This window comes from Bradyrhizobium cedriense, from assembly GCF_054602315.1.
In genome coordinates, this window is record NZ_JBTSWB010000002.1 from 615,389 (window position 1) to 635,786 (window position 20,398).

At 64.1% G+C, this 20,398-nt stretch carries 11 protein-coding genes; 3 read left to right on the plus strand and 8 right to left on the minus strand.

All coding sequences use genetic code 11. From position 1 onward, the window contains the following. Positions 1-127: 127 nt before the first annotated feature. Both ACYCVF_RS09190 and ACYCVF_RS09195 read right to left on the minus strand, forming a co-directional pair. Complete coding sequence (locus ACYCVF_RS09190; protein ID WP_459602787.1) at positions 128-1,450, minus strand: HlyD family type I secretion periplasmic adaptor subunit; 1,323 nt, start codon at positions 1,448-1,450, stop codon at positions 128-130. 10 nt (positions 1,451-1,460) lie between these two features. After that, positions 1,461-3,239 (minus strand): type I secretion system permease/ATPase, encoded by a 1,779-nt coding sequence (locus ACYCVF_RS09195; protein WP_459602785.1) that lies wholly within the window; start codon positions 3,237-3,239, stop codon positions 1,461-1,463. A 492-nt stretch (positions 3,240-3,731) separates the two neighbouring features. Between ACYCVF_RS09195 and ACYCVF_RS09200 the strand changes: the two genes are divergently transcribed. Then, on the plus strand, positions 3,732-12,227 hold the full coding sequence (locus ACYCVF_RS09200) for an ExeM/NucH family extracellular endonuclease (protein WP_459606540.1): 8,496 nt from the start codon (positions 3,732-3,734) through the stop codon (positions 12,225-12,227). A 410-nt stretch (positions 12,228-12,637) separates the two neighbouring features. On the opposite strand, the gene ACYCVF_RS09205 is transcribed toward ACYCVF_RS09200, so the two are convergent. Continuing rightward, positions 12,638-12,901, minus strand: coding sequence for a hypothetical protein (locus ACYCVF_RS09205; RefSeq protein ID WP_459602781.1), 264 nt, complete (start codon positions 12,899-12,901; stop codon positions 12,638-12,640). Positions 12,902-13,477: 576 nt separating this feature from the next. Here ACYCVF_RS09205 and ACYCVF_RS09210 point away from each other — a divergent pair. Then, positions 13,478-13,750 carry a hypothetical protein gene (locus ACYCVF_RS09210; protein WP_459602779.1) on the plus strand — a complete coding sequence of 91 codons (273 nt, stop codon included), beginning with the start codon at positions 13,478-13,480 and terminating at the stop codon, positions 13,748-13,750. A 55-nt stretch (positions 13,751-13,805) separates the two neighbouring features. Here ACYCVF_RS09210 and ACYCVF_RS09215 read toward each other — a convergent pair whose 3' ends face one another. Continuing rightward, positions 13,806-14,543, minus strand: coding sequence for a metallophosphoesterase family protein (locus tag ACYCVF_RS09215; RefSeq protein WP_459603388.1), 738 nt, complete (start codon positions 14,541-14,543; stop codon positions 13,806-13,808). A gap of 465 nt (positions 14,544-15,008) precedes the next feature. Next, on the minus strand, positions 15,009-15,131 hold the full coding sequence (locus tag ACYCVF_RS09220) for a hypothetical protein (protein WP_459602777.1): 123 nt from the start codon (positions 15,129-15,131) through the stop codon (positions 15,009-15,011). 27 nt (positions 15,132-15,158) lie between these two features. Here ACYCVF_RS09220 and ACYCVF_RS09225 point away from each other — a divergent pair, with 27 nt between their 5' ends. Beyond that, a complete protein-coding gene (locus tag ACYCVF_RS09225) occupies positions 15,159-16,589 on the plus strand; it encodes an undecaprenyl-phosphate glucose phosphotransferase (RefSeq protein ID WP_459602775.1) in 1,431 nt (476 codons plus the stop codon). Between the two features lie 40 nt (positions 16,590-16,629). On the opposite strand, the gene ACYCVF_RS09230 is transcribed toward ACYCVF_RS09225, so the two are convergent. The 3 genes from ACYCVF_RS09230 to ACYCVF_RS09240 form a co-directional block, all read right to left on the minus strand. Next, positions 16,630-16,917 carry a hypothetical protein gene (locus ACYCVF_RS09230; protein WP_459602773.1) on the minus strand — a complete coding sequence of 96 codons (288 nt, stop codon included), beginning with the start codon at positions 16,915-16,917 and terminating at the stop codon, positions 16,630-16,632. 650 nt (positions 16,918-17,567) lie between these two features. Beyond that, complete coding sequence (locus ACYCVF_RS09235) at positions 17,568-19,769, minus strand: Wzz/FepE/Etk N-terminal domain-containing protein (RefSeq protein ID WP_459606541.1); 2,202 nt, start codon at positions 19,767-19,769, stop codon at positions 17,568-17,570. Between the two features lie 31 nt (positions 19,770-19,800). Then, positions 19,801-20,310, minus strand: coding sequence for a hypothetical protein (locus tag ACYCVF_RS09240; RefSeq protein WP_459601830.1), 510 nt, complete (start codon positions 20,308-20,310; stop codon positions 19,801-19,803). Positions 20,311-20,398: the final 88 nt, after the last annotated feature.

A 20,398-nucleotide genomic window follows, 5' to 3' on the forward strand; every position in this document is an offset into this window, starting at 1 on the left:
CCTAGACAGAGCACAGCTTCGACGCATGATGCTGCTGAAGGAAATCAACAGCTCGGCTTCGAACGTCGGGATATCGTCCCGTGGAGTCCGGCCGCATGCTGCGCAACGGTGGCGACAGGGACACGGGCTATTTTTGCCGCAGCGCGCGGGCGAGCTGATCTTCCAACGGCTTGCGCAGGTAGGCGATCGCCGTCCGCACGCCGTTCTGGATGAAGGCCTCAACCGGCATGCCGGGCACCAGCGCCTTGCCCTCAAGCTTGGCGAGTTCGCTCGCGTCGAGGCTGATGCGGGCGACGTAGTAAGCCGCACCGGATTGTTGTTCCTTGGTCAGATCGGCAGCGATCCGCGTCAGCGTGCCGTCGAGCTCGGGGGTCACGGCGGCGTCGAACGCGCTGAAGCGGAGCTTGGCGGATTGCCCGACTTTGAGCCGGTCGATCATTAGAGGATCGACCCGGGCCTCGACCACAAGCGAATCCTTCGGCACGATTAGCATCAGCTGTTCGCCCGCGGTGATCACGCCACCGACGGTGAAGACCGATTTCTGATGGATCAGACCGTCCTGCGGCGCGCGCAATACCACGCGATCGAGCTGGTCCATCGCGGCGATGCGGCGTTCGCCGAGATCGGCAAGCTTGGTCTCGACGTCGCGCAGTTCGGTCGCGACCTCGCGGCGCTGGTCCTGAACCAGCTGGATGATCTGCAGCTCGGTTTCGGTGATCCGGCCCTTGGCGCGCGCGATCTCGGCGATCAGTTGGCCTTCCTCGCCGGTCAGGCGGGAGGCTTCGCGCTCGAGCGCAGTGAGGCGCGCATAGGGCACCAGACGCTTTTCGTACAGTTCGCGGACGCCCTCCAGTTCGGTTTCGATCCAGCGGATCTGTTCGCGCTTCGACGCGATTTGCGCCTCCAGGCCGCGGATTTCGTCCGCGATCTGGGCCTTGCGTTCGCGCAGCTGCGATTGCTGGCCGCTGATCGCCTCGCGCCGCCGGGCGAACAGCGTGGTCTCGCCCTCGATCATCTCCGCAATCGCGGCGACGGAGCGGCGTGCGGTGATATCGCCGGGCAGCACCACTGCGTCGCGGCCGTTCTGCTCGGACTGCAGCCGGGCACGACGTACCCCAAGCTGGTTGAGCTGGTTTTCGATCAACGCAAGGTTGGCGCGCGACATCGTCTCGTCGAGGCGGACCAGCATGTCGCCGGCCCGAACCTGATCGCCGTCGTTGACGTAGATTTCGGCGACCACGCCGCCAGTCGGATGCTGAATCCGGCGGACGTTGCTGTCGACCACCACCTGCGCCGGCGCGATCACGGCGCTGGCGAGGGGCGCGGTCACCGCCCAAACGCCGGCGGTGGACACCACGATCGCCAGCGTGCCTATTCCGAGGCCGGTGGCGCGCCGGATATCGCGAAACGGATCGTTGCGGCGAGCTTCGGGCGTGCGGGGGGCTGTCATATGGAGGTCCTCAACTGACGGCGGCGGCCGGAACTGGGCGCGCATCGGGCACCGCCTGCAGCGCCGCGCCGCCCGGCGCCGGATGAGCGGCGAGCGATTTGCGCAGCACTTCGTCCTTCGGGCCGAACGCCTGCACCTGGCCGGTCGCCAACGTCAGCACCAGATCGACCGCGGCGAGCGCCGCCGGTCGATGCGCGATGATGACGGCAATGCCGCCGCGAGCCCGGACACGCCGGATGGCGTCGGTCAGCGCGGCGTCGCCTTCTGCGTCAAGGCTGGCGTTCGGCTCGTCGAGCACCACCATGAACGGATCCTTGTAGAGCGCGCGCGCCAACGCGATCCGCTGCCGCTGGCCGCCCGACAGGGTGGCGCCGGCTTCGCCGATCCGCATCTCGAACCCCTTCGGCAGCTTCAGGATCATCTCGTAGGCGCCGGCGGCCTTCGCCGCGGCGATCACCGCCGCCTCGTCGATCTCCCGGTCGAAACGTGCGATGTTCTCCGCCACCGTTCCGTCGAACAATTCCACGTCCTGCGGCAGATAGCCGATCATGCCGCCACGAATTTCTGCCGGCCACTGGTCGAGGGTGGCGCCATCAAGGCGGATCTCGCCGCGTGCGATCGGCCAGATCCCGACCAGCGCCCGCGCCAGCGTCGATTTGCCGGCGGCTGACGGGCCAATGATGCCGACCGCCTGGCCGGCTTCAAGTGCGAACGAGGCGTTGTGCACGATCGCGGTAGTGCCGCCGGGGGCGGCGATCGTGACCTGCTCGACCGTGAGCCGGTGGACGGCGCGTTCGGGCGCGACGTCGGGGGTCGGGGCGGCGCCGTCGCGCAGAGCGGCGCGGAGCCGTTGGCCCGCCTGTCGCGCGCCGAGGAACGGACGCCAGATGGAGATCGCCAGTTCCACCGGCGCGAGCGCGCGGCTGCCCATGATCGACGCGGCGATCATCACGCCGCCGCTGGCCAGCCCCTCGATCACCAGGTAGGCGCCGAGGCCGAGCAGCGCCGATTGCAGCATGAAGCGCAGCGCTTTCGACAATGCGCCGAGCGATCCGGCGATATCGGCGTTGCGCTGCTGGGCGGCGACGAGATCATCGTTGGCGACGCCGATCCGGTCGATCAACCGCTGCTCCATCCCCAGCGCGGCCACGATTTCGGCGTTGCGCCGGCCGGCTTCAAGCTGGACGCCGCGGATTGCGCCGGCACGCGACGCGTCCCGGGTCGGCGCCCGCGTCAGCACCTCGGTGAGCAGCGCGATCCCGAACAGCAGCACCGCACCCGCGACCAGCGTCCAGCCGAGATAAGGATGCAGGAGAAAGCAGCCGGCGAGATACAGCGGCATCCACGGCAAGTCGAACAGGGTCGTCGGGCCGAGCCCGGAAAGGAACGACCGGACCGAGTCCAGATCATGTGACAATTGCAGGCCGCGATTCGCGCCGCCGCCGCGCAGCGGCGCGCGCAGGATGTTGCGGACGACCGGTTGCCACAGCGCGGCGTGTAGTGCCGATCCGATCCGGGTCAGAATGCGCTGACGCAGCAGGTCGAACAGTCCTTGCATCGCATACGCCGCCGCCACCGCGATCGACAGAGCGATCAAGGTCGGAATGCTGTGCGAAGGAATGACCCGGTCGTACACCTGCAACATGTAGATCGAGCCGGTGAGCATCAGCAGATTGAGCACCGCCGAGAACAGTCCCACCGTCAGAAAGGCCGTTCTGCAGGAGGCGATCGCGGCCGACGCGAGATCGCCGGATGCGGGAGACGACGCGGAGGACGTTGTTGCGGTCATGATACTCAAATTCAAAACGACGTCGGACCGTCACGGTCGGTGCGGTCGGCGTTCGTTAGCGAGCTTCAACGTCAGGCGCATGACAAGGCGGCGCGTGCGCGAAAACGCATTCCAGTGGCAACGAGGCGCGACACCCTGCGACGAAACGCCGCTCTGGTTCGGAGTTCGGCCGCACCGGCCGGCAACCGAAGCCTGGCGTGGTCGTCCCTCGCGGTGGACTGATCAAGCTTTAACGCGATGACTCAATGGCGATCGCCGCCGGCCGAGCGTCGAGCACGCCGCAAGGAGTCGTTGGTTCGCGCGGTCTTCGCGTCACTTTCCATAGTGCGACTTCACCGACCCGTTAAGAAGCAGTCACCGATCTGTTGTCGTCGGCATTCTATCAACGCGCATTAACGATCCGTTAACGATCGGCCGTCCGGACCGCGTCCTCACGCATGCCGTGAGGCGGTGATCCGCGACGTCTTCTTCTCAAGCGCTGGAGTGCGATACATGTCGACGACCCCTCATGTCCTGGCGAACGGCGATTTCCTGCAGGATTGGTCCAACACCGGCCTCATCACGACTAACGATGATTGGTCGGGAGTCGCATCGATCGTCGGCTATCTCGGCAACGATGTCGTTTCGGCCACCGGGGTGGACGCGCGCACGGCTACCGGATCGTCGTCGGGAGACGTCGACGTCATCGCCAACCAGACCAACACCGCCATCACCAACGGCGGTGTGGCCGAATTCCAGATCGCCAACCCGACGGTGGCGCTGAACGGCTCGAACAGCGCGGATGCCCCCAGCCTCGTGATCCATCTCGACGCCACCGGCCGCAAAGATGTCCGGCTGAGCTTCAATGCGCGCGACCTCGACGCCGGCACGGACGACTCCGCGCAGCAGATCAACGTGCAGTACCGGCTCGGTTCGAGCGGGTCGTGGACCAACGTTCCGGGCGGTTACGCCGCCGACACCACCACCGGCGGCGCCGCGACCATGGTGACGCCGTTCGATCTGCTGTTGCCCGCCGCCGTCGACGGCCACAATGATATCCAGGTTCGCATTCTGACCACCAACGCCGTCGGCAATGACGAATGGGTCGGTATCGACGACATCCGCGTCACCAGTTCGTCCGAATCGTCGGTCGAAGCCCAGCACGTCGCCTTCGCGCCGGGTTCGATTACGGTGTCGCATGACGAAAGTAACAGCGGTCCGACCGTCTATCAGTTCACCGTTGAGCGCACCGGCGGCACCACGGGCGACGTCGCGTTCTCGGGAACGATCGCTTCGGCGCAGACCGATGCGGCCGACTATGTCGGCGGCAAGCCGGCCAGCTTCAGCGGCAGCATCGCTGACGGACAGACCTCCGCGATCGTGACCGTCACCGTCGCCGGCGACACGGACAACGAGGCGAACGAGAGCTTCACGCTGACGCTGCAGAACGCTTCCAATTCGGTGGCCGTGACGACTACGATCGGCAGCGCCGCGACGGCGACCGGCACCATCGTCAACGATGACGTCGGCATTACCAAGATCAGCGCGATTCAGGGCAGCGGAGCCAGCAGCGGCATGGTCGGTCAGACCGTGACCGTCGAAGCCATCGTGGTCGGCGACTTCCAGAACGGCGATGCCGACGCCGACCGCAATCTCAACGGCTTCTATCTCCAGGAGGAGACCACCGATTCCGACGGCAATGTCCTGACCTCCGAGGCAATATTCGTCTACGGCGGCGCCACCGACGTTCAGATCGGCGACCGGGTGCGCGTCACCGGCTCGATCAGCGAATATTTCGGTCTGACCGAGCTGACCGCCAGCAACATCTCGGTCGTCCAGGCCGGCGCGGTGGCCGACGTTGACACGATGGCGGTGCAGATCGACCTGCCGTCGATGGGCACCACGCTGAGCCAGGACGGCGACTACCAGCCCGATCTTGAAGCCTATGAAGGCATGCTGGTCACGGTCCCGCAGACCCTGACCGTCACCGAGCAGTACAATCTCGACCGGTTCAACGAGATCAAACTGGTGGCGGGCGAACGGCCCGAACAGTTCACACAGGAGAACGCGCCCGATACCGCCGCCTACCAGGCATACCTGGCCGAGCTCGGTGCCCGCACCATCACTTATGATGACGGCCTGAACGTCCAGAACGCCGCGATCAACAACCTCGACGGCTTCGATCCGAACGACAACCCGTCCGCCACGCCGAACTACGGCACCGCCGACGCGGTGCGGATGGGCGACACCGTCACCGGCCTGACCGGCGTGCTCGACTATCAATGGGCCGGCAACTCCGCCTCGGGGGCGACCTGGCGGATCCGCTCGGTCGAGGATGGCGCCAATACCTTCGGAGCCGGCGATAATCCGCGCACCGATGCGCCGGACGACGTCGGCGGCCGCCTGAAGGTGGCGAGCTTCAACGTGCTGAACTATTTCACCACGCTGGACAATGGCGGCACCACCGCGATCGGCGAAGCGCCGCGCGGCGCCGACAGCGCCGCGGAGTTCGCACGTCAGACCGAGAAGCTGGTCGCGACCATCCTCGACATGGACGTTGACGTTTTGGCGCTGACCGAACTGGAGAACGATTTCTCCGTTGCATCGTCCGGCAATGCCATCAAGTATCTGGTCGAACAGCTCAATGCCGTGGCTGGGACCGGCACCTATGCCTGGGTCGATCCCGGCCGGCAGTTCGTTGGCGGCGACGCCATCGCGGTCGGCTTCATCTACGACACCACCGCGGTGAAGATCGCCGACGGTACGACCATCGAGATCCTCAACGACGCCGACCTGCCCGGCCTCGGCCTCGGCGGCCTGATCGGGCAGAGCACGGTCGGCGCGGTGTTCGACGGCGAGAACACCAGCCGCAACGCGCTCGCGGTGACCTTCGAGGAGCTTGCGACCGGCGAAACCTTCACGGCGATCGCCAACCATCTCAAGTCGAAGAGCGGTACCGGCTCCGGCGCCGATTCCGATCAGGGCGACGGCCAGGGCAACTGGCAGAACCAGCGCGAGCTGGCCGCCACCGCGCTGACCGCCTGGGCGGCGAGCGATCCGACCGGCTCGGGCGATCCGGACGTGATGCTGCTCGGCGATTTCAACGGCTACGCCAAGGAGCAGTCGACCGCTCTCATCGAGAGCGCGGGCTATGAGAATCTGCAGGATCGCGAGGACGGCGCTTATTCCTATGTGTTCGACGGCCAGACCGGCACGCTCGACTATGCCTTCGCCAATGCCAGCCTCGGCACGCAGGTGTCCGGTGTGACCACCTGGCACATCAATGCCGACGAGGCCGACGCGCTCGACTACAACACCGACTATGGCCGCGACACCTCGATCTTCGACGGCGACTCCTCGATCCGGGTGTCCGACCACGATCCGGTGATCGTGGGCCTCAATCTCGGGGAACAGGAGCCGACACCGGCTTACACGCTGCAAATCCTGCATGCATCGGACTTCGAGGCGGGTCTGAACGCAGTCGATCGCGCCGGCAACTTCGCGGCCATCGTCGACTATCTCGAGGAGACCTACGCGAACTCGATCACGCTGTCTTCGGGCGATAATTTCATTCCCAGCCCGTTTTTCAGCGCCGGCAGCGACAGCTCGCTGAAGGAGGTCTACGAAACCGCGCTGGAAACCTATTACGGCCTCGCTGCCGGGACGCTCAACATCTCGGCCGGCTTCGGCACCGCCGACATGGCGATGCTGAACATCATCGGAGTGCAGGCCTCGGCGATCGGCAATCACGAATTCGACGCCGGCACCAAGGCGTTCGCCGACATCATCAAGCAGACCGCCGGCTATCCCGGCGCGCAGTTCCCGTACCTCGCGGCCAATCTGGACTTCTCGGCCGATGCCAATCTCGCTTCGGTCTACACCGGCACGATCCAGGATGCCGACGCCTACACCGGCTTCCCGCCGGTGGCCGGGATCGGCAAGAAGATCGCGCCGGCCACGGTCATCGAGGAGAACGGCGAAAAGATCGGCGTGATCGGCGCGACCACGCAGATCGTGCAGAGCATCTCCTCGACCGGCGGCGTCGAAGTGATCGGCGACAATGTCGATGACATGGCGGCGCTGGCGGCAATCCTGCAGCCCACGATCGACGGTCTGCTGGCTCAGGGCATCAACAAGATCATCCTGGTCAGCCATCTGCAGCAGCTCGCGCTCGAAAAGGCGCTGGCGCCCCTGCTGCACGGCGTCGACGTCATCGTCGCCGGCGGCTCGCACACGCTGCTGGCGGACGAGACCGACACGCTCCGTGCCGGCGACACCGCCGCCGACACCTATCCGATCGTCACCGCGAACGCCGACGGCAAAACCACGCTGATCGTCAACACCTCCGGCGAATACTCCTATGTCGGACGACTGGTGGTCGATTTCGATGCTGAAGGCAACGTGATCTACACCGCGAACTCGGCGGTCAACGGCGCCTACGCCAGCACGGAAGAGGTGGTCGCCTCGCTGTACGACGGCAATACCACGGTCGACGTCGACCATGACGGCGACGTGGATGCCGACGACGCCGATGCCTTTGCCGACGGCGGCCGCGGCGATCTGGTCAACGACATCGCCCAGGCGGTGGGCGGCATCATCGACGCGCAGGACGGCAACACTTTCGGCAAGACCGACGTCTATCTCGAGGGCCGCCGCAGCGAGGCTCGCACCGAGGAGACCAACCTCGGCGACCTCTCCGCCGATGCGAACCTGTGGTACGCCCAGAAGGTCGACCCGACCGTGCTGGTTTCGATCAAGAACGGCGGCGGAATCCGCGATTCGATCGGCTACGTCTATGCGGTCGGCGGCGAGGCGGTGGAGAGCCCGCCGCTGGCGAACACCAGCGTCGGCAAGGAGGCGGGCGAGGTGTCGCAGCTCGATATCGCCAACTCGCTGCGTTTCAACAACGCGCTCTCGATGGTCACGGTGACCGCGGATCAGCTGCTGAAGGTGCTCGAGCACGCAGTGGCGGCGACCACGGCGACCGCGACGCCCGGCCAGTTCGCCCAGGTCGGCGGCATCGCGTTCTCGTTCGACAAGGATTTGCCGGCCGGCAACCGCGTGCAGTCGGCAGCGCTGATCGACGACAACGGTAACCCGGTGCTGGCGTTGGTCGCGAACGGCGAACTGGTGGTCGATGCGGACATGGCGATCCGGGTCGTGACCTTGAGCTTCCTGCTCACCGGCGGCGACGGCTATCCGTTCGCGAGCTTCATTGCGGCCAATCCCACCTTTGCCAACGTCGTCAATCTGTCGCCGGACCTGGTTCCGGATGCCGGTCAGACAGCGAACTTCGCCACCGAAGGCACCGAGCAGGACGCCTTCGCCGAATACATGGCGACGAACTACTCCGACACGCCCTACGACGTCGCCGACACCGATCGGGCGCACGACGAGCGCATCCAGAACCTCGACTACCGCGAAGACACGGTGCTCGAAACCGAAGCGCTGGTGCTGGTCGGCGACGATGGTGACAACCAACTCGCCGGCGCGCTCGGTGACGACGTCCTCACCGGCCTCGGGGGCGACGACGTCCTCGCCGGGCTCGGCGGCGACGATCAGCTCGATGGCGGCGAGGGCGATGATACCCTGTCTGGCGGCGATGGCGACGACACGCTGCTTGGCGGTGCAGGCGACGACACGCTCGACGGTGGCGCTGGCGACGACCGGCTGGTGGGCGGCGACGGTGACGACACCCTGACCGGCGGAGAGGGCGACGACGTCCTGATCGGCGGCGAAGGCTATGACACCCTGCAAGGCGGCGACGGCAACGACGAACTGGTGGCTGGTGCCGGCGACACCGCGGAAGCCGGTGACGGCGACGACCTCATCATCGTCTCCACCGACGACCCCGCGCCGGGCTCGATCGACGGCGGCGCCGGCAACGACACCGTCAAGCTGATCGGCGGCGGCACGGCGGAACTGATCGCCACGCTCAATGTCGAGAACCTGCTGGTGGCCGCAGGCACTTGGTCGGTGGCCGGATCGGCATCGTACGACGATGTGACGATCCAGGGCGGCGCGACGCTGGCTTCGAGCCTCGTCGTGGACAACAACGATCACGTCGCCATCGAGGCCGGCGGCGCGCTCTCTGCGTCCGGCAACGCGATCGTCTGGCAGGGCGGTGGCAACGCGGTCATCGACAATGCCGGCGAGATCTCCGGCTCGACCCGTGCGCTCACCACCACGGCGGGGGCGACCGGCTCGGTGACCCTCAACAACCAGGCCGGCGGCGTCGTCCGCGGCGCGCTGACCCCGGAACGGGCCGGTCACGCCGACGCGACCATCATCGTCAACAACGCCGGCGTGATCGAAGCGAACGGCCGCGTCATCGACTTCCGCACCTTCGACAACAACGGCGCGTCGGCGGTGATCAACAATCTTGCCGGGGGCGTCATCCGCCAGCACGGCAGCGATACCGACGTGATCCGCCCGGGCACTGACGGAATCGTCAACAACTGGGGGACCATCACGACGGATCCGACGTTCGTGGGCGGAGGCGATCTGATCGACTTCCAGAGCGACACCGGCGGCAAGGTCACCAACTATGCCGGTGGCTGGATGGAAGGTTCGCGTCACGCTGTAACCGGTGACAATGCCGTCACCGTCATCAACAGTGGCACGATGATCGGCCGCAACGGGTCCGCCGTGAACCTGGACACCGACGGGACCGAAGCGCAGAAGGCGTTCATCACCAACCACGGCGTGATGGAGGGCCGCTCGGCCGAACTGTCCGACAGCGACGGCGACGCCATCGATGTCGACGGTCTGGTGCAGATCGTGAACTACGGCAAGATCTCGGGCCTCGGCGCCGAGGGCTATCACGACGGCGAGCCGAACGTCTCCGAAGCGATCGCGATCGGCGGCGGCAGCATCGTCAACAATGCCGGCGGCGAGATCTACGGCTACGGCCGTGCGATCCAGGTCGACAACTCCAGCAACGCCAACGCGCTGGGGGTGACGACCATCGTCAACCACGGCCTGATCAAGGGTGACGGCCACGGTCCGGAAGGGGTCACCCCCGAGGATGCGGCGCGGTTCGACCTGCGCGGCAACGAGGCGATCAACCTGGTCGGCACATATGCCGACAGCCTCACCAACAGCGCCACCGGTCAGATCGTCGGCGGCGTCTCGATGGGCGGCGGCAGCGACACGCTGAGCAATGACGGCTCGATCACCGCCACCGGCGGATCAGCGGTGAACATGGGCGAGGGTGACGATCTGATCGTCAACCGCGCCATCATCACCGGCGACGTCCTGCTCGGCGCCGGTGCCGACGAGCTGATCAACCAGAGCTCCGGCGTCATCACCGGCGACGTCAGCTTCGGCGACGGCAACGACAGGCTCGGCAACACCGGCAAGATCGTCGGCAAGGTCGATCTCGGCGCCGGCGACGACTTCGTCAACATCTGGATCGGGTCCGATATCCAGGGCCAGATCCTGCTCGGCGACGGCAACGATATCTTGATCTCCAACGACTGGATCTCGACCAACATGGAGATCGACGGCGGTGCCGGGAATGACGAGATCTACACCTCGTTCGGTAACGACACCATCCACGGCGGCGAAGGCAACGATCGGATCTATGCCAACCAGGGCAACGACACCGTCTACGGCGATGCAGGCAACGACGAGATCTACGGCAACGACGGCGACGATCTGATCATTGGTGGTGCCGGTGACGACATCATCGACGGCGGCGCCGGGACCGACACCGCGACCTTCTCCGGCGCGATTGCCGGTTACGCGATGACGCTGAACGCCGATGGCTCGGTGAACATCGCTGATCAGGCCGGCACCGACGGCACCGACACGCTCAGCAACATCGAGGAACTCGGCTTCGCCGACGGCACCTGGACGCTGCGCACCGGAACCGGCGGCAGCGATACGATCGTCGGCGGCCTTGGCAACGATCTGGTGTTCGGCGGCGCCGGCGACGACGCCTTCATCGGCGGCTATGGTCTGGATCGCTACGATGGCGGCGACGGCGTCGACACCATCGACTACAGCAACATCTCGTTCAAGCTGACGATCGATCTCGACTCCGGGCTGGCCTACTATCCCGGCTACATCCCGGGCGCCGACCATCTCGCCGGGATCGAGAACGCGGTAGGCACGGCGTATGACGACACGCTGATCGGCTCGGCCGGAGCCAACACCCTGAATGGCGGCCTTGGCAATGACCTGCTGATCGGCGGCGCCGGTGACGACGTGCTGCTCGGCGGCTTCGGCGACGACGTGCTCCGTGGCGGTGCTGGTGACGACACCATCGACGGCGGCTTCGGTCAGGATCTGTTGGATCTGTCCGACGCCACCGGTGCGGTCACCATCAACCTGGTGTCCGGCACCGCGACCGGCGCAGGCATTGGCACCGACCACTTCAGCGGCATCGAGGGCTTCGTGCTCGGTGCCGGTGCGGACCATGTCACAGGCGGCAACGGCGCCGATATGTTCGATGGCGGAGCCGGTAACGATGTCATCGCCGGTGGTGCCGGCAATGACACGCTGCGTGGCGGCGAAGGCGACGATAGCGTCGACGGTGGCTCCGGCAACGACGTGATCGAGGGTGGCGTCGGCAAGGACACGTTGAAGGGCGGTTCGGGGGTCGACGTCGTCTCCGGCGGCGACGGCGACGACAACATCGATGGCGGCTCCGAGAACGACATGCTGAATGGCGGTGCCGGCAACGACACCATCAAGGGTGGCTCGGGTGCCGACATCCTCGCGGGCGATGCCGGCAACGACATCCTGTCCGGTGGCTCAGGCGCCGACGTGTTCACGTTCGCCGCCGGCTTCGGCAAGGACACCGTCACCGACTTCGCCACAACCGGTGGCTCGGCCGACGTGCTGCAATTCTCGAGCAGCCTGTTCGCCGACTTCGCCGAAGTGATGTCGCACACCACGCAGGTCGGAAAGGACGTCGTCGTGACGTTCGATGCCGACAACACTGTGACGCTGGCTAATCTGCAGATCGCCTCGCTGTCAGCAGACGACTTCCGCTTCGTCTGATCGATAGCGGACCGAACCCGACCACGGAACGCAAGAGCGTTCCGTGGTTCTTCGCAAAATGCGCCGGCATCGATACTGGCGAGACGATTGTCCGACAATGGGATGGAACGGCTGCTTCTACTTCCCCTGCGGGGACAGTCTGTAAAGACCACCCCCTGGCATCCGGATCAGTAGCCCATGGACACCGCCGCGGCTCTGGCCTCGGTCGAACCGTGGCGCTTAGTTTGAACATAAGGTTCACCAGGGGCGTGAACTCATGCTTCCTGACCGGCATGGCTGGTCCGAACAGTCTCGCCACCTCGGCAGACTTCTCGGCGGCAAATAGAAGAACCGCCGCTACCGATTGCTCGGCGTTGCGGCGGTTGATGATCGAGCGCCGTTGGCTGGCGGTTGCCCAAGCGCTCTTGCGCTTACCGCACGTACCAGTACCCCCACCAGCGCTGGGACACCGGCCGTGCCTGCGCCTTCATGGCTGCGACTTCCTCGACGGGGCGAAGCTGGGGACCATAGATCGCGGGCGGATAGACGTCATCCCACAGCACGACTCCGCCTTGGACCGCGGCCGCCCGATGGGACGGAGCAGGCGCGAACTCGGCGGCTGGCGCGATGGATGCCGTCAAGGTGAGGCCGAGAGCAGACAGGGCAATGGATGGAATAATGGCGCGGAAGTTCATTGGACTGAATCCCTCATGCAATGCGATGCGAATAATGCGATGTCCGCCGGACGGTTGCAAGGGCATCGGCCCGCTGATCGGACCGAAATAGCCGTACGGCCGGAGAGACCCGCTCCAAACGCTGCGGACGAGAAAGGCTCGAACCCGCATGATCGCAAATGCGTCTCTTAGACTCTGATACGCAGTTGCCGCCCAAGATGAGAAAAGGTGAGGGGACATCAGACGCGGCATTGACTCGCATGCACATGAGAAGGTCGAGGCGTGAACAATCTTTCGGCGCCGGAAGTCACCGGAGAATCATGATGTCGACACACTGCTCGGTCTTGATGTGTCCCCGGATTATCCGGGACGACTCTCCATGACTTCTGCACTTGTCTCTGCTTCCATCTTTGGCGCTGGCCTCATCCTGGGATACGTATTGCGCGCGTGGCGCGTGCAACGAAGGGTTGCAACCTCATCCGGCCGGACCTCGACTCCCACATCAACGTTCGGTCATGCCCGACGCGCCTTTTAGGTGCGATTCGGTTTGGCGGCGGGGCGCGGGGTTCTCACTAAATCGAATGGGGGCGCGATCGCATGAATGAGCCCAAGAAGGATGCGCCTCGGCGCTACATCGTGGATGGCGCGGGACAGCGCGTGCTTGTGGGTCTGTCCATCTCGGAGACCATCGAGTTCGAAGCGCTGGACAAGCCGGATACGCATCCGGGCGCCGACTTGCTCGGCGAGGCGGCTCGGGTCCGGCAGGCCAAGCACGGCGAACGCTGGGTGGAGCTCTACGTCAAGCACGAACGAGCCTGGAGCGACTGGATGGCCCGGACGCGGTTGGAGCAGCCGCCTCTGCTCAACTAGCGCGCCATCGGGGCGCAGCCGTCTCTCCCATCGGTGGCAAGTGGGTGCCCCCACGTCACACCGCGAGCATGCGGCTTCCCTGGATGCTCATCAGAGTGAGGTTGCCGGTCGCATAGGCGCCGGTATCGATGTTGACGCGGTTCGCCAGGAATTCGGCGCTTCGGACCGGCGTATGGCCGTGCACGACGTATTTGCCGAACTGTTCTTCGCTCCGCAGGAACTCTTCGCGAATCCACAGCAGATCGCGCTCCGTCTGCTCGGCCAACGGGACGCCCGGGCGAACACCGGCGTGGACGAAGAAGAAGTCCCCGCAACTGAAGCTCAGCCGCAGATTGTCGAGGAATTCCAGATGCTCGGTCGGCATCGCCCGAATCAAATCGCGCATGATCGATGCCGGCTCGTCGCGCTTGAGATCCGGCGGAGCAAGCCCGTAGGACGTCAATGTCTGGGTCCCGCCGAAGGCAATCCAGTCCTCGAAGAGAGAGGGGTCTTCGAATACCCTCACCAGAAAGGCCTCGTGGTTGCCCTTGAGGAAAACCGCATTTCCCCGCCGACTTCTCTCGACCAGGATGTCGAGGGTTGAGCGCGTATCCGGGCCGCGATCGATGTAATCGCCCATGAACACTTCGACGGCATAGCGCGGCCGGCTGTGGGCAACGTCGGCGTCGATCACCCGCAGCATGGGCTCGAGCAGATGCGCGCAGCCGTGAATATCCGAGATCGCATAGATGCGAACTCCATCGGGCAATTGCGGTTTGGGAATGGACGGACGTGGTCGTGCGAGAGGTTTCATGGCGCTCAATCGATCGGTGGTTGAGAAAATCCCCAAGTCGCCGGCACCGGAGAGCTTCCATCCAACGCGAACAACGCGAATTCGGTGGGGCCGCGCCTGGTTCTCCGACCGGATCACGCCAAAAGAAGGGCGCGGCATTTTTTGCCGACCTCGCTTCGCGGCGGATTGCAGGAACAAGATCGGCGCGCAGGAATTGCATCGCTGGCCCGAAGCAGGCGGCAAAGCTGCATGGCTCGGCACAGAATTTCGTATGCATCCGTAGATGGAGAATCCGATGAGATTCCCGCGGACGACCCGAGTGCCTTCGACGAAGCATCACAGCGCCTCATACTTGAGCGAACAGACGCTCCTGCAACGACCGGGCCTCGCATCGGATACGGAATCTGATTCAAAATGCGGCAGTCCGCCCGCTCGTATGTCAGCACTGTGACGACATTTTCGGCGCGCTGAATTTCACCGCGTATTTCAATATGCGCATCGTCCGTGCGCTGCAAAAGTTTTTGCGTGCAGCGCCACAATGTCGCTGCGATCAAACAACACTTTCAGTGCGGGGAAGTGACGAGTCTTCAGCATCACGATGAGCGTCAAGCACTCTCTCGATAAGCAGAGGTTCGAATGGCTGTTGCAACTTATGGTTCTGAGAACGCTCATGCGCTGTCATCTGCGCGTGGCGGCGCTCTTCAGAGGCCCTTTCAGATCGTCGTCATCGCCGCCGACTTCCTGTTGATCCTGTTGAGTTATGCAGCAGGAGGGGCGCTATATGGTGCGGCCGTCGCTTCGCCTGCCGACGGCGCATCGGTCGGGGCCGGGTTGTTCGTCGGTGTGGTGTTCGTCGGGATCGCCTATTTCCGGGACGTCTATTCGACGCACCGCCTGCTCAATCTCGTATGGCAGCTTCGAATGGCGGTGTTTATCTGGCTGACGTCGCTCACGATCCTTGCCGTTGCGGCCTTCCTGCTGAAATCGACGGACAACCTCTCGCGCGGCACCGTCATCGTCTTCGCCGTGATCGGCGGGCTTGGCTTGATCAGCCTCCGCTTCGCCTGGCAGGCCGTGTTCGGCACGAGCTTTGCGAGAAGCCGGTTGGTCGACCGCAAGGTGATCCTGCTCAGCCTGAAGCCGCTCGACTTCACCTCGAGCCGCTTCAAGGATCTGCGGAGGAACGGCTTCGACGTCATGCGCCATTTCGTGCTCGGAACCGACCGGGAGGATGGCCAATGGGAGCGACAGATTCGCGACGTCATCCGTCAGTCGCGCTCGGCTGATGTCGACGAATATCTGCTTGCCATCGACTGGAACGAATTGCCGATGTTGCGCAAGCTGGGGCCGTATTTGCGTGCCGTCCCGCAGCCCATTCGCCTGCTGCCGGACGACCCGGTTGCCGACTTGGTGACCCGTCCCTTTCTGCCGGTCAGCGGAACCGTGGCGGTCGAGATCCAGCGACCGCCGCTCACGATTCTCGAGCGGCTCCAGAAGCGCTGTCTCGACGTCGGCGTCGCGCTGTTTGCGCTCGTGCTGCTGACGCCGCTGCTGCTGACCGTTGCCGTGCTGATCAAGCTGGATTCCCCGGGAGCCGTCATATTCCGGCAGTCCCGCCGCGGCTTCAACGGCAAGCCGTTTGAGATCTGGAAGTTCCGAACCATGACCGTTTGCGAGAACGGAGAAACGATTGCCCAGGCGACCAAGAGGGATGCTCGCGTCACCAAGATCGGGCGCTTCCTGCGCATGACCAGCATCGACGAGTTGCCGCAGCTCTGGAACGTGCTGCGTGGGAACATGTCGCTGGTCGGACCGCGTCCGCACGCGCTCGCCCATGACAATTACTACGACGAGCTCATCAGCAAGTACGTCTACCGCCATCACATGAAGCCGGGCCTGACGGGCTGGGCCCAGGTCAATGGATTCAGGGGAGAGACGCCGACGATCGATCTGATGGAGAAGCGGGTCGAATACGACGTCTGGTACGTCAGCAATTGGAGCATCTGGCTCGACCTGAAGATCATGGCCCGCACGGCGTCCGCGGTGATGTTCCAGGAAGCCTATTAGCCGCTTTCCAAACTAATGGAGCCTCCGCAACCCGGGGGCCTCAGGTTCCATTGCGCGGCGACTTGCCGATCAGTCGCATGATCGCATCGCGCAGGGCGAGCAACGGCGGCACGAGGACGAAGAAGGCCCCCATTGCAACCGAGACGATGATGTGGCGAATCGAGACAGGTTCGTCCTGCTCGATCTCGCGCCGGTTTGGCTCGATAGGCGCCGGTGAGAGCGTCGTCGCCACAGGCCGCCGAAGCGGTTTGCGGGGGGGAACTACGATCAACACGAACAGAATGTTGAGCAGAACCCAAATGGTCAGAATCGTGAGGACGATCAGCATCCGAGCCTACCGGAAAGAACCGCGAGTATGATCCGAGACTGGGTCTCAGGGAACCGGGAAAGAAAGATGCCTAATGTTTCGGCATTTTGGGCCATCAAGCACTGGATTGTCACGTCTTGTCGGTAGATGGCTGTCAATAGGGCACTCTCCCAGCCGCCACCGTAGTCGTCAATCCTTGCTTTTGGCTAGAGCAATTACTGCAAGTTGTGGATTCCGGACGATTACGGAGATCGGGTGCCGAACGGAACCAAGCTCCACCGGGTTTCCGAGGCAGGGTTTTCCTGACAGGATTGGCTCGACCAACGGGCTGATAAGCAAGCGCGTGGCCTGTTCCGAGTCGATGCCAATCTGGCCGGAGCGTGATAAGGACTGATTGGGCCGAAGGGTTCTGCCCTCACCGAATGCCGGGCGTCCTCGCCGGGTTTGTGCCGGAGGAATGCTCCGCATAAGTGCAATTCGAGCTCTCCCGTCGAGGAGGTGACCACGATACCCGGCCACATCCTGCCGCCCGCACCAGCGTGAGGCGCGGCGCCGCGCCTCCGCCTAGACTAAAGCGTCATCCGGAAAGTGCGCGCAGGGGTTTTCGAAGATCATGCTTGAACAGCAACCTAAGGCGCGATGACGATTCATCCTGATCGCATCGCGCTTCTTCAGGCGTGCTCGACGTAGTAGCTGTTGTGGTGCTTGCCCTTGTAGGCCTCGATGCGCTTGAGCATTTTCGGGTTGGCGCGGTTGAGCACGGCGCCCAGCAGTTTCTTCTGCAGGACTTCCGACCCGGAAACCGACTCCTGAAGAGCACTTCGCGTCGTCTGGCCCCATTCGATGACGTAGACCATGGCGTCGATCAGGAAGCTGACGGCCTTCGAGTCCGCCACCGGCATCACCGGGGCGAGATCGATCACGATATATTCGTAATGCTCTCTCAGCGCCTTGAGCAACTCGGCCATCGCTTTCGAACCAATGACGTCGGCCGAATTCACCATGCGGGAAGCGACGACGGACGGGAGGAAATCCAGTCCGGTCTCCTTGCTCCGCTGCACGTGATAGCCGAGGCTCGTGGGGTCGTTGAGCGCTTCCACAAGTCCGCTCTTGGCGTTGGGCGCGAGCTCTCGCGTCAGTGAGCGCGTGTGCAGATCGCCGTCGATCAGAACCGTGCGGTGACCCGTGAGAGCGATCAACTGGGCGAAGTTCGCAGCCACGGTCGTCTTCCCTTCCTTGGGAAGGGAAGAGACGATGCCGATCACCTTGATCTCGCGGGTCAGGCGCGCAACGTCGATCGAAACCTTGATGTTGCGCAACGTCTCGGCAAACCGCGAGAATGGATGATCGACGACGTAGCGAGACAGATCGGACGGGCCGGTCTTGTTGGCGTGACGAATATCGGGCAGGACGCCGAGGCACTTCACGCCGAGTTCGTCCTCGACCTCGCTGGGCGTCCGCAGCACGTCGCTCAGCAGTTCACGCGCGAATGCGACGCCGAAGCCGAGACAGAGACCGCCCACCAGGCCCCCCACCAGCGCCAGCATCGTCCGCGGCGAACTCTTGCGATCCGGCTTGGTGGCGGTGCTGATGAGACGCGCCTCGCTGAGCGGGAAGCTCTGATTTTGCGTCGCGCTTTGCAGTTTCTCGAGGAAGTTGTTGTAGAGGTTGCGATAGGTGTCGGCCGCGCTTTCGAGATCGCGCAGCTTGACTTCGGCCTGGCCGGTGTGGCCGGCCTGCGCTACGAGTTCCTTGACGTTCTTCTCGAGCGAGGCCTCCCGGCTCTTTGCGATCTCGTAGTCGCTGCGATAGGCGTCTGCAATCCGACGCAGCTCATCGGCGATATTCTTGCGCAGTTCCTCCATCTTGTTGGCCAAATTGACTGCCGCAAGATGTTGCTTGCCATAGCGCCTGGACCAGTCCGCATATTGGGCCTGGAGGTCGAGATATTGAGCGCGCAGACGGGTAATCACGGAATTGTTGAGGGCGTCCGTCACTGTTGATTGCGCAACATCCTGATCGGAAATCGTATCGATCCGGTCAAGCCGGGCCTTGGCCTCGGCGGTCGCGGCCCGTGCTTGAACCAGCTGCGTGTTCAGGTCCGACAATTGCTGCTCGGACATCAGACCGCGGCTGGTTCCGACGATGTTGTTCTCGGCCTTGAAGGTCTGGACGGCGCGGTCGCTGGCCGATGCCTGCTCGCTCAGCTCGATGCTGCGCTGCTGAAGCCATTCGGTTGCCCGCTTGGTGGACTGATATTTGGCCTCCAGGGCGCCAACCAGGTAGGCGTTGGCGATCGCGTTGGCGATCTTGGCGGCCGTGTCGGGGCTTCGTGCGCGATAGCTCAGCGACAAGACATACGTCGTCAGTACGCGCTCGGTCCTCAGGTTCTTCTGAACCTGTTCGACCACGGCATGTTCGATGCGCTCCTGGCTCGGCGGTTCGCCGGAGCCGAACGGCGAGGTGATCTTGCCGAGGACGAGGGAGAGGAGGCCCGGCTTGGAGCCATTGAACTCCGGATCCTCCGTCAGCTTCAGGCGACGGACGACGGACAAAATCAGGTCGTCCGAGTTGATGATTTCGACCTGGCTGTCGACGTAGCCGGTGTCGATCAGCGCGCTGCCGGTGTTGCTGTCCTTGTCCAACACCTGTGCCTGACGCGTATCCATCATGATACGGGCATTTGCCGTATACATGGGGCTCGCCATGAGCAGGTAGACGATGACCAGCGCCATAGAGGCTCCGACGCAGGCAGCGATGATCGGCCACTGGCGGCGCAACACGTCGGCCACGCGCTCGAAGCTGAGGACCGCTCCGCCGAATTCGAGGCCGAAACGGTGGCCCGACGGGAAATGTTCTCGAGGCTGGTACATCTGCTAATTCGCTGCCTTTGACGGTCGTCGATCAATAAGGAATCGGGACGGGCTTGAATGGATTGGCCAGCTTGGTCTTCCATTCGCCGTCGAGAAGGGCGCCGCCGCGGCCCGGCTGCGGCGAGGTCTTGATTTGCGATTGGAGCTGGACGCCGGAGCTGTCCTCTCCTGCGGCGGAATAACCGGCCTGCACGTTGAGATCGCCGGTTCGCTGCACGAAATCCCTGATCTTGCGGGAGGCGTCCGGCCTGGTCGACGTGCAACGTGCTTCGGCAATGCGCAGCGCAGCGCCGATGGACGAGCGATCGGTTGAAGCCGACGCGGAGATGAGCGTCTGTACGGACGGCAGCACCGCCGGATTCGTCGCGACATAGCGTGCGAGCCAATACCGCAGCTTCTCCTTGTCATTGCGCAACCGCTCCAGAAGCGAGGAGGGCGACTTCACGAAGGTGTCGAGTTCGAGTTGCGAGGCGCGGTCCGAGGATTCGACGCACTGCGCGCGGCAAGCATCAATGCCCGACACCATCAGCGCAGAACCCATCAAGACGACCGATAACCAGCGAGGCCTTGCATGACGACGACGTGTTAGTCCGCAGCCCATCCGTGTCCCTTCGTCGCTGTTGCAATGG